The sequence below is a fragment of the Pseudomonas sp. GW822-FHT03F04 genome (assembly GCF_058801405.1).
The window spans coordinates 41,503-55,897 of record NZ_JBXANF010000001.1 but is presented as its reverse complement, the minus strand read 5'-3'; the positions used below and the strand labels follow the sequence as shown (position 1 = coordinate 55,897).

12 protein-coding genes are annotated in these 14,395 nt (G+C 59.4%); 3 read left to right on the top strand and 9 right to left on the bottom strand.

The window, feature by feature from the left end; translation table 11 throughout:
* Positions 1-114: 114 nt before the first annotated feature.
* The 3 genes from rpoD to rpsU all read right to left on the bottom strand — a co-directional run bounded on the left by rpoD (position 115) and on the right by rpsU (position 4,694).
* Positions 115-1,962: an RNA polymerase sigma factor RpoD gene (gene rpoD, locus AC1RMX_RS00255; protein ID WP_096817878.1), complete on the bottom strand. Its 1,848-nt coding sequence runs from the start codon at positions 1,960-1,962 to the stop codon at positions 115-117.
* Positions 1,963-2,029: 67 nt separating this feature from the next.
* Positions 2,030-3,997 carry a DNA primase gene (gene dnaG / locus AC1RMX_RS00250; RefSeq protein WP_493069998.1) on the bottom strand — a complete coding sequence of 656 codons (1,968 nt, stop codon included), beginning with the start codon at positions 3,995-3,997 and terminating at the stop codon, positions 2,030-2,032.
* 481 nt (positions 3,998-4,478) lie between these two features.
* Positions 4,479-4,694, bottom strand: a complete 216-nt coding sequence (gene rpsU / locus AC1RMX_RS00245; RefSeq protein ID WP_002551877.1) for a 30S ribosomal protein S21 — start codon at positions 4,692-4,694, stop codon at positions 4,479-4,481.
* Between the two features lie 199 nt (positions 4,695-4,893).
* Here rpsU and tsaD point away from each other — a divergent pair, with 199 nt between their 5' ends.
* The gene (tsaD, locus tag AC1RMX_RS00240; RefSeq protein ID WP_039768071.1) at positions 4,894-5,919 is read left to right on the top strand and encodes a tRNA (adenosine(37)-N6)-threonylcarbamoyltransferase complex transferase subunit TsaD; all 1,026 of its coding nucleotides are present in this window, start codon (positions 4,894-4,896) and stop codon (positions 5,917-5,919) included.
* A gap of 23 nt (positions 5,920-5,942) precedes the next feature.
* Here tsaD and plsY read toward each other — a convergent pair whose 3' ends face one another.
* On the bottom strand, positions 5,943-6,512 hold the full coding sequence (plsY, locus tag AC1RMX_RS00235) for a glycerol-3-phosphate 1-O-acyltransferase PlsY (RefSeq protein ID WP_096817882.1): 570 nt from the start codon (positions 6,510-6,512) through the stop codon (positions 5,943-5,945).
* Positions 6,513-6,586: 74 nt separating this feature from the next.
* On the opposite strand from plsY, the gene folB reads away from it, so the two are divergent.
* The gene (gene folB, locus AC1RMX_RS00230) at positions 6,587-6,943 is read left to right on the top strand and encodes a dihydroneopterin aldolase (protein WP_011336216.1); all 357 of its coding nucleotides are present in this window, start codon (positions 6,587-6,589) and stop codon (positions 6,941-6,943) included.
* Positions 6,934-7,455, top strand: coding sequence for a 2-amino-4-hydroxy-6-hydroxymethyldihydropteridine diphosphokinase (gene folK, locus AC1RMX_RS00225; RefSeq protein ID WP_096817884.1), 522 nt, complete (start codon positions 6,934-6,936; stop codon positions 7,453-7,455). The genes folB and folK overlap by 10 nt, the downstream gene beginning before the upstream one ends.
* A gap of 42 nt (positions 7,456-7,497) precedes the next feature.
* On the opposite strand, the gene AC1RMX_RS00220 is transcribed toward folK, so the two are convergent.
* The 5 genes from AC1RMX_RS00220 to glpE all read right to left on the bottom strand — a co-directional run bounded on the left by AC1RMX_RS00220 (position 7,498) and on the right by glpE (position 14,376).
* Entirely contained in the window at positions 7,498-8,727 is a 1,230-nt protein-coding gene (locus AC1RMX_RS00220) for a multifunctional CCA addition/repair protein (protein WP_096817886.1), read from the bottom strand.
* A gap of 63 nt (positions 8,728-8,790) precedes the next feature.
* The gene (locus AC1RMX_RS00215; protein ID WP_096817887.1) at positions 8,791-10,353 is read right to left on the bottom strand and encodes a SpoVR family protein; all 1,563 of its coding nucleotides are present in this window, start codon (positions 10,351-10,353) and stop codon (positions 8,791-8,793) included.
* Complete coding sequence (locus AC1RMX_RS00210) at positions 10,350-11,621, bottom strand: YeaH/YhbH family protein (RefSeq protein ID WP_096817889.1); 1,272 nt, start codon at positions 11,619-11,621, stop codon at positions 10,350-10,352. Before AC1RMX_RS00210 ends, AC1RMX_RS00215 begins: the two co-directional genes overlap by 4 nt.
* A 205-nt stretch (positions 11,622-11,826) precedes the next feature.
* Positions 11,827-13,749 (bottom strand): PrkA family serine protein kinase, encoded by a 1,923-nt coding sequence (locus tag AC1RMX_RS00205; protein ID WP_096817891.1) that lies wholly within the window; start codon positions 13,747-13,749, stop codon positions 11,827-11,829.
* A 297-nt stretch (positions 13,750-14,046) separates the two neighbouring features.
* Entirely contained in the window at positions 14,047-14,376 is a 330-nt protein-coding gene (glpE, locus tag AC1RMX_RS00200) for a thiosulfate sulfurtransferase GlpE (protein WP_007959911.1), read from the bottom strand.
* Positions 14,377-14,395 lie beyond the last annotated feature (19 nt).

Genomic DNA, 14,395 nt, shown 5'->3' with positions numbered 1-14,395 from the left:
TATGGCTCGGGGGAATGTTTCGAGTGTAGACGGGCTGTGCGCGAGGGAAGGGCGGAGCGAGGTATTTAATCTGCCCATAAACAAAACCCCCGGCCTGGGCCGGGGGTTCTGGTGTCACTCGTCGAGGAAGGAGCGCAGATGCTCGCTTCGCGTCGGGTGGCGCAGCTTGCGCAGCGCCTTGGCTTCGATCTGACGGATCCGCTCGCGGGTCACGTCAAACTGTTTGCCGACTTCTTCGAGCGTGTGGTCGGTGTTCATGTCGATACCGAAACGCATGCGCAGTACCTTGGCTTCACGGGCAGTAAGGCCGGACAGTACTTCGCGAGTCGCTTCTTTCAGGCTCTCAACAGTGGCGACATCGATTGGCGACTGCATGGTCGAGTCTTCGATGAAGTCACCCAGATGGGAGTCTTCGTCATCACCGATCGGGGTTTCCATGGAGATCGGCTCTTTGGCGATCTTCAATACCTTGCGGATCTTGTCCTCAGGCATTTCCATGCGTTCACCCAGCTCTTCCGGGGTCGGTTCGCGACCCATTTCCTGCAGCATCTGCCGGGAAATACGGTTGAGCTTGTTGATCGTCTCGATCATGTGCACCGGAATACGGATGGTGCGGGCCTGGTCGGCGATCGAGCGAGTGATCGCCTGACGGATCCACCAGGTGGCATAAGTCGAGAACTTGTAACCGCGACGGTATTCGAACTTGTCCACCGCTTTCATCAAGCCGATGTTGCCTTCCTGGATCAGATCGAGGAATTGCAGACCGCGGTTGGTGTACTTCTTGGCGATGGAGATCACCAGACGCAAGTTCGCTTCAACCATCTCTTTCTTCGCGCGGCGGGCTTTCGCCTCACCGATCGACATGCGACGGTTGATGTCCTTGATCTCGGCGATGGTCAAACCGGTCTCGGTTTCCAGCGCAGTCAGCTTTTGCTGGCAACGAATGATGTCCGGTTGCACGCGGCCAATGGCTTCGGCGTACTTGCTCTTGCCTTTGGCCAGGGCGTCGGACCAGCTTTCGTCGACTTCGTTGCCCGGGAACTGGCGCAGGAAATCGGCACGCGGCATACGTGCATCACGTACGCACAATTGCATGATCGCGCGCTCTTGCTGACGCAGACGATCCAGGGCACTGCGAACGCGCTCGACCAAGGCTTCGAATTGCTTCGGCACCAGTTTGATCGGCATGAACAGCTCGGCCAGGGCCAGCAACTCGGCAACGGCTGCCTTGTTGTGACGACCGTGCTTTTTCAGCGCCTTGCGGGTGATTTCCATCTGGTCAGCCACGGCGCCGAAACGCTGGGCAGCAATGACCGGATCCGGACCGCTTTCGGCTTCTTCTTCGTCATCGGAAGCTTCGGCGTCATCGTCCTCGGAATCGTCGTCCGCTTTCGCGGCTTTCGCATCGATCGGCGGCGGCACTTCGGCGGCCGGCGGTGTAATGCCGTCGTCCGGGTCGATGTAACCGCTCAGAACGTCGGACAGGCGACCGCCTTCGGTGGTGACCCGAGTGTATTCGGAGAGAATGTGGTCAACCGTGCCCGGGAAGTGCGCGATTGCGCTCATCACCTCACGGATGCCCTCTTCGATACGCTTGGCGATTTCGATTTCGCCTTCACGAGTCAGAAGCTCGACCGTACCCATTTCACGCATGTACATGCGCACTGGGTCAGTGGTGCGACCGATATCGGTCTCCACCGCTGCCAACGCAGCGGCTGCTTCTTCCGCAGCGGCCTCGTCGGTATCGGCGTCGGCCAACATAAGGGCGTCCGCATCCGGAGCACTCTCGTGTACGGGGATCCCCATGTCGTTAATCATGCGGATGATGTCTTCCACCTGCTCAGGATCTGAAATATCCTCGGGCAGGTGGTCGTTGACCTCGGCGTAAGTCAGATACTTCTGCTCACGACCCAGTTTGATCAACTCAATAATACGAGACTGCTGTTGCGCTTTTCCGGACATAACACCCTATCCACTGAAGGTCTTGGCGGGCAAAAAACAAGCCGAGGATTATACCTGAGCTATGACCTCACGCGCCAGTTGAGGTCGGGTTTGATGCAGGAACATCCCGTTTAAGCAACTCGAGCAGCAAAGATTTTTCTTCGGCGCTCAAATCGCTTTGACGTGATTTCCTGGAAAGTTGTTCCAGCTTTCGCTCGCGCTGGCGGGCGGACAAGCTAGTTATGGTGTCGAAAAACTGTTGTTCAAGGTTTTCTCCGTTGATCAGCCATTCCTTTTCTGCCAGGCGGGTCAGCAATCGACCCTGCTCGGTGCCGTGCCATCGCGAGATCAACTGAAAAGAGTTTAGCTGAGGATTCTTTTGTACGGCCTCAAGCGAGGCCACCAGAAGCTGGGTGTTGGTATTGTCTTCGTCCGCGAAGTGACCGGCGGTCTCGACTTTCAGGGCCAGCTGCGGGTGGTGGATCACGGTTCGCAGGGCGGCCATGATCGGTGTTTCGACGGCGGCCGGTATCCGTGGGGCACGCGGTTGATCGCGATCACCACCACGTTTGCCATTTTTGTCCCAGGGTTTCTTGTCCCATTTCTTGCCGCCGGCGCCGGATTTCTTCGGCGTCCATTCCTGCTGCGGCACATACGTGTCCTGTGCCTGCGGCTGATGGTAGTCGCTGTAGTCCGGTATTGCGTCGTAATCGATGCCTGGATCGTAGGCGGGCGGCGCTTCCTGTGGTGCGCTCTGGGCCAGCTGACTGACGGTCTCGCTGCTCAGGCCGGTGATTTCAGTCAGGCGCTGACGCATCAGGATGCGCAGGTTGGCCCCCGGTACCTTGTCGATCAGCGGTGCGGCAAGGGTGGCCAGGTGCGCCTTGCCTTCGAGCGAGCGAGGGTCGGCCTCTTCGGTCAGTTGCTGGAAGAAGTAGTCCGCCAGCGGTTGTGCGTGCTGGTTGATTCGCGCCCGGAAGGCGTCGGTGCCTTCGGCTCGGATCAAGGTGTCCGGGTCTTCGCCTTCAGGCAGAAACAGGAAGCGCGCGCGGCGACCGTCCTGCAGGCTGCTCAGTGTAGCTTCCAGCGCGCGCCAGGCGGCGTTGCGGCCAGCCTGGTCGCCGTCAAAACAGAACAATACGTTCGGCACGACGCGAAAAAGACGCTTCAGGTGTTCTTCACTGGTGGCCGTGCCCAGCGTCGCGACGGCATTGCGCAGGCCTTGTTGGGCCAGGGCGATGACGTCCATGTAGCCTTCGACGACGATGATTTCGTCGAGGTTGCGGTTGTTCTTGCGTGCTTCATAAAGGCCGTAGAGTTCCTGGCCTTTATGGAATACCGGGGTTTCCGGCGAGTTCAGGTATTTCGGCTTGTCGTCGCCGAGAACTCGGCCACCGAAGGCAATGATGCGCCCACGGGTATCGCGGATCGGGAACATCACACGATCACGGAAGCGATCATAGCGTTTGCCGGTTTCGGCGTTCTCGATCAGCAGGCCGGCGTCGATCATGGCTTTCTGCTGCAGAGTGTCGCTGCTCAGGTGCTTGAACAGGTTGTCCCAGCCCGGTGGGGCAAAGCCGAGGCCGAAGTCTCGGGCAATCTCGCCGGTCAGGCCGCGACCTTTTAGGTAGTCCACGGCAGCCTTGCGTGCCGGGTGGCTCTTGAGCGCCTGCCGGTAAAAATCGGCGGCGGCGATCAGCAGCGGATAAAGCGGCGAATCGGTCGGCTGTCGCGGTTTGTGCGAGCGGCCACCTTCTTCGCGCGGGATTTCCATGCCCGCCGCCTTGGCCAGATCCTCGACGGCCTGGGGAAAGTCCAGGTTGTCGTGATCCATGAGAAAACCAAGCGCGTTGCCGCCAGCGCCGCAGCCGAAGCAGTAATAGAACTGCTTGTCGGGGCTCACGCTGAACGACGGGGTCTTCTCTTTATGAAACGGGCAACAGGCGGTGTAGTTTTTGCCGGCCTTCTTCAGTTGCACGCGCGAGCTGACCACGTCGACGATGTCGGTGCGGTTCAGCAGGTCGTCAATGAAGCTCTGGGGAATCAGCCCGGCCATGGCGTTCTCGTCTGCGCTGTAATGGGTCCGATGCGAAGGGCGGCCGGACGATCATGGTGTGAGGCGCGCAAGATAAAGTGCGGCTCGACCAGTGTCGTTGACGTAATCGCTGTCGGGAAGTGTATCTGCCGAAAATTCACTGACGTTAGTACTCATCAGTCTTCGACTATTTGAAAGTGTTGCGCTGAATCCGCTGACGGCCGGTATGCTGGCCTCGGATAGCTCATGAAACGGGCACGCAAGCAGGTGCCTTGGGCTGATCGTCGTAAGAGGAATCAGTGGGTGTGCTCGTCAGTAGCCTTGAAAGGCTCGTCAGAAAAGACGTGCACCGCTGGCAAAAGAGCCAGGCCTGACGCGGTGAAGCGGATTTGTCTCGGTCGCGTGTGCGGCTTCGACGGTGAAGCATCAAGCGTTTTACGCAAATGCCATAAGCCCGGCTGAGGGCCGGGCTTGGCAGAAGCTTGCTACGATCGTCTGTGTATTAGTACAGACGAACGGCGCGGCGCTGTTCGCGCTGAACTTTCTTGGCGTGACGCTTAACAGCGGCTGCTGCCTTGCGCTTACGCTCAGAAGTTGGCTTCTCGTAAAATTCGCGGCTACGAACTTCAGCCAGTACACCGGCTTTTTCGCAGGAGCGCTTGAAACGACGCAGAGCTACGTCGAAGGGTTCGTTCTCTTTAACTTTGACGGCTGGCATCCAGAGCTACCTTCATTCATTACCGGGGTCAACATCCTCGCGGCAAAAGAGCACTTGAAGACGTCGGTTTTTAAGGGTTGCGGATGTTAACCCCTCAACGCTCGGAATGCAAAGCCTCTGATCGAAAACCGCTGGTCGGGGCATCCAGTGGCGACTATTATGCGCGCCTTCGAATTCAGCCTAAACAAGGCGCAAACCCATGCTAGTACTGGGATTAGAAACTTCCTGCGACGAAACCGGCGTCGCTTTATACGACAGTGAACGCGGTCTGCTGGCCGACGCATTGTTCAGTCAGATCGACCTGCATCGCGTCTACGGCGGTGTGGTGCCGGAGCTGGCCTCGCGCGATCACGTCAAGCGCATGCTGCCCTTGATCCGTCAGGTGTTGGCCGAGGCCGACTGCGTGCCGACCGAGATCGACGCCATCGCCTACACCGCGGGTCCTGGCCTGGTCGGTGCCTTGCTGGTCGGTGCTTCGTGCGCTCAGGCGCTGGCGTTTGCCTGGGGCATTCCGGCCCTCGGTGTGCACCACATGGAGGGCCACTTGCTGGCGCCGATGCTGGAGCCAAAACCGCCGGAATTTCCGTTCGTCGCTTTGTTGGTCTCCGGTGGTCATACGCAGCTGGTTCAGGTCGATGGCATCGGCCAATACAGCCTGCTGGGCGAAACCCTTGATGACGCCGCAGGCGAAGCGTTCGACAAGACTGCGAAGATGATGGGCCTCAACTACCCGGGCGGCCCGGAAATCGCCAAATTGGCGGAGAAGGGCGTCGCAGGACGTTTCACCTTCCCGCGTCCGATGTGCGATCGCCCAGGCCTTGATTTCAGCTTCAGTGGCTTGAAGACCTTTGCCCTCAATACCTGGCAGCAGTGCGTCAGCGCCGGGGACGACAGCGAGCAAGCCCGTTGCGACATCGCGCTGGCGTTCCAGCAGGCCGTGGTGGAGACTTTGACCATCAAGTGCAAGCGTGCGTTGAAGCAGGCCGGCATGAAGCGTCTGGTGATCGCTGGCGGCGTCAGCGCCAACAAGGCGTTGCGTGTATCGCTGGAGAAAATGCTCGGCGACATGAAGGGCGATGTGTTCTATGCCCGTCCAGAATTCTGCACCGACAATGGCGCAATGATTGCGTTTGCCGGTTGCCAGCGTTTGCAGGCTGGCCAGCAGGAAAGCCTGGCGATCAGCGTGCAGGCGCGCTGGCCGATGGAGCAGTTGTCGGCGCTGTGATGAGCGGCGCTCACGTGCGGTATTTAAAAATGCCGTTCGCGCCCGGCAAACAGGTCGCGTAGATTGCCCCGGTGGCGCCAGACGATCAGCAGCGTCAGCGTGCTCATCGGCAGCAGCGCCTCCGGTTCCTGCCAGGCCAGTAATGGCAGGGTCAGGGGCGTGGCGATCAGCGCTGCCAGCGAGCTGGTGCGGGTCAGATAGAACGTCAGCAGCCAGGCACACACGGCCAGCAACGCGGCAGGCGGATACAGGCCCAGCAGCATGCCGGCCGCCGTGGCAACGCCCTTGCCGCCGCGGAAACGGAAGTACAGCGGGAACAGGTGACCGATCACGGCGCAGACGCCGATCCAGGCCTGATCCTGTAGTGGAAGGCCCGCTGCCGAAGCGATCAGCACCGGCAGCAGGCCTTTGCACAGATCACCCAGCAGGGTCAGGATCGCGAGTTTGCGACCGGCCAGGCGCAGCATGTTGGTGGCACCGGCATTACCCGAGCCACTCATTCGCGGGTCCGGATTTCCGGTCAGGCGGCTGAGCAGAATGGCGAAGGACAGCGAGCCGAGCAGGTAGGCGAGGATCGCCAGTAACCAAAACATGCTAACTATTCCGGGCGAGGACGCCCTGATTCTAACGGCGCATTGCGCCCTTGTCGTGCAGCGGAGAAAAGTGCTTGGACAGAGTGTTTATCGAGGGCCTGGAAGTCGACACCGTGATCGGTGCCTACGACTGGGAGCGCGGCATCCGACAGTGCCTGCGCCTTGATCTGAGCTTCGCCTGGGACAATCGCCCGGCTGCTGCCGGTGACGACCTGACCCTGGCACTCGATTACGCCAGTGTTTCCACGCGGATCCAGGCCTTTGCCGAGCAATCCCAGTATCAACTGGTCGAGACCTTCGCCGAGCGTCTGGTCGAAGTGCTGATGAACGAATTCAAGATTACCTGGGTGCGTCTGAAGCTGACCAAGCCTGGCGCGGTGCCGGCCGCCAAGGGTGGTGTGGGCGTGGAGATCGAGCGCGGATGTCGCTGACTCAGGTCTATCTCGGGCTCGGTAGCAATATCGAGCGCGAAACCCATTTGCGCGCAGGTCTGGATGCCCTGGCCGGTTTTCTGGTGGATATCCGCTGTTCGGCGGTGTTCGAAAGCCAGCCGGTGGGGATCAAGAGCGGGCCTTTCTACAACTTCGTGGTCTCGGCGTTTACCGATCTGCCGTTGATGGAGCTGGATCGTCGGCTGAAATTCATCGAGGCGGATAACGGTCGTTATGCCCCGGATCGCAAGGGGTTGCCGCTGGATATCGACGTCTTGCTGTACGGCGAGCTGGCAGGCAATTTCGACGGGCTGATCCTGCCCCGGGCCGAAATTCTGAAAAATGCCTTTGTGCTGTGGCCGCTGTCGCTGATTGCGCCGGATCGTGTACATCCAGGCGTGGGAAAAAGTTTTGCCACGTTGTGGGCCGAGGCGCAGATCGATCAGGTGTTGGCACCGGTCGGATTTGAATGGCGCGGTATTCAGCTCACGCCTTCAGATCTGTTGAACTGACTGGAGCCATCGCGAGCAGTCTCGCGATGGCTCCAGATGTTCTCAGGAAGACGCTGATTCCTTGTAAGCCTTCAACGCCTTGAGCCGTTCGCGCTTGAGCGCTTCGCCCAGTTCGGGGCCCTGGAAGCCCTTCTCCAGCAGCGGCTGTACCGCAACGCCCCGAGCAGCGCTGGCTGCGCCGCGCAGGTAATCCGCCTGTGGATAACTGCGCTGCTCAAGTCCTTTGCGGCCTCGGGCATCCATCTCGCACGCGACGATAAATTCTTCGAAACGCTGCGGTCGGCGATAAACATCAAAGCTCTGCAGCAATTCCAGCAAGGTCGACGCCTTCAGCTCCAGGGCGCGATGACCGTGGGTGTGGTACTGGCCGACCAGCAAGGCCAGTTCCTGACAATCCTTCGGTGCCTTGAAGCGCTCGTTGACGGCTTTGATCAGCTTCAGGCCTTTGTGCTCATGGGCGATATGCCGCGGCCATTCCTCTTCCGGCGTCAGACCTTTGCCGAGGTCGTGCAGCAGGCAGGCCCAGCGCACTGTCAGCGGTTGCTGGTGGAGGGCGGCTTGCTCAAGCACGCTCAGCGTGTGAATGCCGCTGTCGATTTCCGGGTGATGGGCTTCCGGTTGCGGTACGCCGAACAAGGCATCGACTTCCGGCATCAGTACTTTCAGAGCGCCGCAATCGCGCAGTACCTGAATGAACACCTGCGGCTGATTTTCCATCAGTGCGCGGGAAATCTCTTTCCAGCTGCGTTCGGCGGTCAGTGCCTCCAGTTCGCCGGATTCGCTGAGCTCGCGCATCAGTTCCAGCGTCTCGGGCGCGACCTTGAAGCCGAGTTCCGCGTAACGAGCTGCAAAGCGGGCAACACGCAAGACTCGCAGGGGATCTTCGGCGAACGCGGGGGAAACGTGACGCAGGATTCGATCGTCGAGATCGCGCTGGCCGTGATACGGGTCGGTCAGATTTTGCTGATCGTCCTCGGCCATGGCGTTGATCGTGAGGTCGCGACGGATCAGGTCTTCTTCGAGCGTGACCTCGGGACTGGCGTGAAAGGTGAATCCGCCATAACCGCGACCGCTCTTGCGCTCGGTGCGGGCGAGGGCGTACTCCTCGCCGCTTTTCGGGTGAAGAAACACAGGGAAATCCGCGCCTACCGGGCGAAACCCTTTGGCGAGCATTTCTTCTGCGGTGGCACCGACCACCACCCAATCGATGTCGGTGACCGGTTTGCCCAGCAGGCGATCACGTACTGCGCCGCCGACCTTGTAAATCTGCATAAAAAACCTCCGTTGGCCCGACAGGATAACCCTTGCGCCGGACTTTCGGAGGCCAGAACGGGATCAAAGATGAATGACGGCCAGATCGAGCCGACCGTAATCCCCCTCGCCGTGTTCGCTGCGGGGCGGTACGTGGTGGGTTTTCATGATCTGGTCGCCCTGCAGGGTTTCCAGATGAATGTCGAAACCCCACAACCGGTGCAGGTGCTTGAGTACCTCTTCGGTGGAGTCGCCCAGCGGTTTTCGGTCGTGCTGCTGGTGACGCAGGGTCAGTGAGCGGTCGCCGCGCCGGTCGATGCTGTAGATCTGCACGTTCGGTTCACGGTTGCCGAGGTTGTACTGCGCGGCCAGGGTCTCGCGGATGATCCGGTAGCCGCCCTCGTCATGAATGGCGGGCACCAGCAGATCGTCCTTCTGGTCGTCATCGAGGATGCTGAACAGTTTCAGGTCGCGGATCACCTTGGGTGACAGGTACTGCAGGATGAAACTCTCGTCCTTGAAGCTGCTCATGGCGAACTTGATGGTCGACAGCCAGTCGGTGCCGGCGATTTCCGGGAACCAGCGACGGTCTTCTTCCGTCGGTTCTTCGCACATGCGCCGGATGTCGCGGTACATGGCAAAACCCAGTGCGTAAGGGTTGATGCCATTGTAGTAGGGACTGTCGAAACCTGGCTGGAACACCACGCTGGTGTGAGACGTGAGGAACTCCATCATGAAGCCGTCGGTGACCAGACCCTCGTCGTACAGGTCGTTCATCAACGTGTAGTGCCAGAAGGTTGCCCAGCCCTCGTTCATCACCTGGGTCTGGCGCTGTGGATAGAAATACTGGGCGATCTTGCGCACGATCCGCACGATCTCCCGCTGCCAGGGCTCCAGCAGCGGCGCGTGTTTCTCGATGAAGTACAGGATGTTTTCCTGTGGCTCGGCCGGGAAGCGTGCGTTGTCCTTGTCGCTGTATTTGTCTGCGCCCTTGGGAATGGTGCGCCACAGGTCGTTGATCTGTTTCTGCAGGTGTTCTTCGCGATCCTTCTGCCGGCGCCGCTCTTCCTCGGCGGAAATCGGGTACGGACGTTTGTAGCGGTCGACGCCGTAGTTCATCAAGGCATGGCAGGAGTCGAGCAGGTCCTCGACCGCGTCGATGCCATGGCGCTCCTCGCATTGCATGATGTACTGCTTGGCGAACACCAGGTAATCGATGATCGAGCTGGCATCGGTCCAGGTGCGGAACAGGTAGTTGCCCTTGAAGAAGCTGTTGTGGCCGTAGCAGGCATGGGCCACCACCAGCGCCTGCATGCAGATGGTGTTTTCCTCCATCAGGTAGGCGATGCACGGGTCGGAGTTGATCACGATCTCGTAGGCCAGCCCCATCTGCCCGCGACTGTAGGATTTCTCGGTGCTGAGGAAGTGTTTGCCGTAGGACCAGTGGTGATAGCCCAGCGGCATGCCGACCGAAGCATAGGCGTCCATCATCTGTTCGGCGGTGATCACTTCAATCTGGTTGGGATAGGTGTCCAGGGCGTACCCGGCCGCGATCCGGGCAATTTCGCGGTCGTAGGTCTGGATCAGCTCGAATGTCCATTCGGAGCCGGTGGAAATGGGTTGGCGCTTCTGCTCTTTGGCGGTCATGTCACTAACCTGCGCTGGAAGAGTTCACGGAAGACCGGATAGATATCTCCGGCCGAGACCAGCTGCTGCTGGGCAAAAGTGTCAGAAAAGGCTTCGGCGATGCGTTCGTACTCGTACCACAGGGCCTGATGTTCGCGCGGGGTGATCTCTACGTAAGTGTAGTACTGCACAAACGGCATGATCTGATTGATCAGGATGTCGCGGCAGATCGGCGAGTCGTCGTTCCAGTTGTCGCCGTCGGAAGCCTGTGCGGCGTAGATGTTCCATTCGTTGCTCGGGTAGCGCTCGGCCATGATCTCCTGCATCAGTTTCAGTGCGCTGGAAACGATGGTGCCGCCGGTTTCCCGCGAATAGAAAAACTCTTCTTCGTCCACTTCCCGTGCGCTGGTGTGGTGGCGGATGAACACGACGTCGATCTTGTCGTAGTTCCGCTTGAGGAACAGGTACAGCAGGATGAAGAAGCGTTTGGCGATGTCCTTGGTCGCCTGGGTCATGGAGCCGGAAACGTCCATCAGGCAGAACATTACAGCTTTGGAGCTAGGGTTCGGTTGCTTGATCAGCAGGTTGTACTTGAGGTCGAAGGTGTCGAGGAACGGCACACGGTGGATACGTGCGCTGAGTTTTTCGATTTCGGCTTCGAGATTCTGGATATCGCCGAAGTTGTCCGGTTCTTCGCGTTTCAGGCGGGCCAGTTCTTCCTTGGCTTCGCGCAGTTTGGCGCGGCTGCTGCCGGACAGCGCGATTCGCCGGGCGTGGGCCGAGCGCAGTGTGCGAATGATGTTGATCCGGGACGGGTTGCCCTCGTTGCTGATCCCGGCGCGGACGGTCTTGAAGGTATCGGTGCCGCTCAGGTTGCGTTTGACCAGGTTGGGCAGTTCGAGGTCCTCGAACATGAATTCGAGGAATTCTTCCTGGGTGATCTGGAAGACGAATTCATCCATGCCTTCGCCGGAGTTGCCGGCCTTGCCCGGTCCGCGACCGCCGCCGCCTCCCGGTGGGCGGGCGATGTGTTCGCCTGCGGTGAATTCCTTGTTGCCGGGGTGAACCACGGTCTGCTTGCCGCCACGGCCGTGGTGAAGCACCGGTTCGTCGATGTCGCGACCGGGAATGCTGATTTGCTCGCCGTGCTCCATGTCGGTGATGGAGCGCCGGCTGACCGCCTCTTCGACAGCCTTCTTGATGTGGTCACGGTAACGCCGCAGGAAGCGCTGACGGTTCACCGTGCTCTTGTTCTTGCCATTGAGACGTCGGTCGATCACATAGCTCATGACTGCTCCTTAGAAGCTGTCCTGCAAAGGGGCGAGCGGTCATGCAGCGTTGAACCGAATGCCAAGGGACGCACACGCTCCCCCAAGCGCTTTGGGTGCTGCCTGAACCTCGCTACCGCCTTTCGAACACCTTCCAGAGGCCTGTGTAGCAGAAAATGTGCACACAAGCCTCGGGCTGACGACAACCGGTCTGACCGGCCGCGGTTTACTGTGATTTTCTGACCCGCAGATACCACTCGGAGAGCAGTCGTACCTGTTTGTCGGTGTAGCCGCGTTCGACCATTCGTGTAACGAAGTCGTTGTGTTTCTGCTGATCCTCTTTGCTGGCCTTGGCATTGAAGCTGATGACCGGCAGCAGATCCTCGGTGTTCGAGAACATTTTCTTCTCGATGACCACCCGCAGTTTTTCGTAGCTGAGCCAGGTCGGGTTCTTGCCGTTGTTGTTGGCCCGGGCGCGCAGTACGAAGTTGACGATTTCGTTGCGGAAATCCTTCGGATTGCTGATGCCGGCCGGTTTCTCGATTTTTTCCAGTTCCTCGTTGAGGGCGACGCGGTTGAGGATCTCGCCGGTTTCCGGATCGCGGTATTCCTGATCCTGAATCCAGAAGTCCGCATACAGCACGTAGCGGTCGAAGATGTTCTGGCCGTACTCGCTGTAAGACTCGAGGTAGGCGGTCTGGATTTCCTTGCCGATGAATTCGATATAACGCGGCGCCAGGTATTCCTTCAGGTAGCGCAGATAGCGCTCGCGGGTTTCGGCCTGGAACTGTTCCTGTTCGATCTGCTGTTCCAGCACATAGAGCAGGTGCACCGGGTTGGCGGCGATTTCATGCGGGTCGAAGTTGAAGACCTTGGACAGGATCTTGAACGCGAACCGGGTCGACAGACCGTTCATGCCTTCGTCGACGCCCGCCGAGTCGCGATATTCCTGGATCGACTTGGCCTTTGGATCGGTGTCCTTGAGATTTTCGCCGTCGTACACCCGCATCTTGGAGTAGATGTTGGAGTTTTCCGGCTCCTTCAAGCGTGACAGCACGGTGAACTGCGCCAGCATCTTGAGGGTGTCCGGCGCGCAATGGGCCTTGGCCAGGGAACTGTTGAACAGCAGTTTGTCGTAGATCTTCACTTCGTCGCTGACCCGCAGGCAGTACGGCACTTTGACGATGTAGATCCGGTCGATGAAGGCTTCGTTGTTCTTGTTGTTGCGGAAGGTGTGCCACTCCGATTCGTTGGAGTGGGCCAGCAGGATCCCGGTGAACGGAATCGCGCCGAGGCCTTCGGTACTGTTGTAGTTGCCTTCCTGAGTGGCGGTCAGCAACGGGTGCAGCACCTTGATCGGTGCCTTGAACATTTCGACGAATTCCATCAGACCCTGGTTGGCCCGGCACAGCGCGCCCGAGTAGCTGTAGGCATCGGCGTCGTTCTGCGGATATTCCTCGAGTTTGCGGATGTCGACCTTGCCGACCAGCGCCGAGATGTCCTGGTTGTTCTCGTCACCGGGTTCGGTCTTGGCCACGGCGATCTGGTTGAGGATCGACGGGTAGAGCTTGACCACGCGGAACTGGCTGATGTCGCCGCCGAATTCGGCCAGGCGCTTGGTCGCCCATGGCGACATGATGGTGTTCAGGTAGCGCCGGGGAATGCCGAAGTCTTCTTCGAGGATCGCGCCATCTTCGGTGGCGTTGAACAGACCCAGGGGAGATTCGAAAACCGGTGAACCCTTGATGGCATAGAAAGGCACTCTTTCCATGAGTTGTTTCAGCTTCTCGGCCAGGGAGGATTTACCACCACCGACGGGGCCGAGCAGGTAGAGGATCTGTTTCTTCTCCTCGAGGCCCTGGGCGGCATGGCGGAAATACGACACGATCTGGTCGATGCATTCTTCCATCCCGTGGAAGTCTTCAAAGGCCGGATAGCGGCGGATCACCTTGTTCGAGAAGATTCGCGACAGCCTCGAGTTGGTCGAGGTGTCGAGCAGCTCCGGTTCGCCGATGGCCATTAACAGACGTTCGGCAGCGGAAGCGTAGGCGCTACGGTCTTTCTTGCACAGCTCCAGGTACTCTTGCAGCGAGAGTTCTTCCTGGCGTGTGGACTCGAAGCGTTGTTGGAAGTGGCTAAAGATACTCATGACGTCACCTCGCTCGATACGTGGAGCCGACGCCGGATCACTCAGTCGATGCTGGCAAGCAGCCGCTAAGGCAGCTGTTGTTTACCCCCCAGAACCCCTCCGCGATCGACAACCGCGAAAGTCACTCCCGATGACCCGTGCGCCGGTGTACCGGCTCTCCCCTGTTTTGGATGGCCTGGGCTTAAGGATAGTTGGGAATTCAGGAGGTAAAGGCGAGATACGTAATTAGTTGTGGCAGACCGTTCGTCTGCCACCGCGCGAGCCCACGGGAGCCGGGGCTTGCACGTTACAAAAAAATTATTCGGAGGTGCCTTGCGCGGTTTCCGAAGGAAAAGTCGTACGCCACAGCTCGAAGCCACCGTCCATGCTGTAGACGTCGGAGAAGCCCTGGCTCACGAGATACGCCGCAGCACCCTGGCTCGAGTTGCCGTGATAGCAGACCACGACGGTCGGAGCATCGAGGTCGGCCCCCTGGATGAAGGCGTGCAGGGAATGATTGTCCAGATGCTTCGAGCCGCTGATGTGCAGCGCCGCGAATGTGGCAGGGTCACGGACGTCGACCACCACGGCACCTTGCTCGCGCAGGGCCTGGGCCTGTTCCGGGGGGATACGTTTGAATTCGCTCATGGCGGGTTCCTGTGGCTCG

Excerpts from the sequence above, each read along its gene's own strand:
- AC1RMX_RS00210 (WP_096817889.1), bottom strand. The coding sequence starts at position 11,621 with ATGAGCTATGTGATCGACCGACGTCTCAATGGCAAGAACAAGAGCACG.
- glpE (WP_007959911.1), bottom strand. The coding sequence starts at position 14,376 with ATGAGCGAATTCAAACGTATCCCCCCGGAACAGGCCCAGGCCCTGCGC.
- plsY (WP_096817882.1), bottom strand. The coding sequence starts at position 6,512 with ATGTTTTGGTTACTGGCGATCCTCGCCTACCTGCTCGGCTCGCTGTCC.
- tsaD (WP_039768071.1), top strand. The coding sequence starts at position 4,894 with ATGCTAGTACTGGGATTAGAAACTTCCTGCGACGAAACCGGCGTCGCT.
- AC1RMX_RS00205 (WP_096817891.1), bottom strand. The coding sequence starts at position 13,749 with ATGAGTATCTTTAGCCACTTCCAACAACGCTTCGAGTCCACACGCCAG.
- AC1RMX_RS00215 (WP_096817887.1), bottom strand. The coding sequence starts at position 10,353 with ATGACCGCCAAAGAGCAGAAGCGCCAACCCATTTCCACCGGCTCCGAA.
- folK (WP_096817884.1), top strand. The coding sequence starts at position 6,934 with ATGTCGCTGACTCAGGTCTATCTCGGGCTCGGTAGCAATATCGAGCGC.
- rpoD (WP_096817878.1), bottom strand. The coding sequence starts at position 1,962 with ATGTCCGGAAAAGCGCAACAGCAGTCTCGTATTATTGAGTTGATCAAA.
- AC1RMX_RS00220 (WP_096817886.1), bottom strand. The coding sequence starts at position 8,727 with ATGCAGATTTACAAGGTCGGCGGCGCAGTACGTGATCGCCTGCTGGGC.
- rpsU (WP_002551877.1), bottom strand. The coding sequence starts at position 4,694 with ATGCCAGCCGTCAAAGTTAAAGAGAACGAACCCTTCGACGTAGCTCTG.
- dnaG (WP_493069998.1), bottom strand. The coding sequence starts at position 3,997 with ATGGCCGGGCTGATTCCCCAGAGCTTCATTGACGACCTGCTGAACCGC.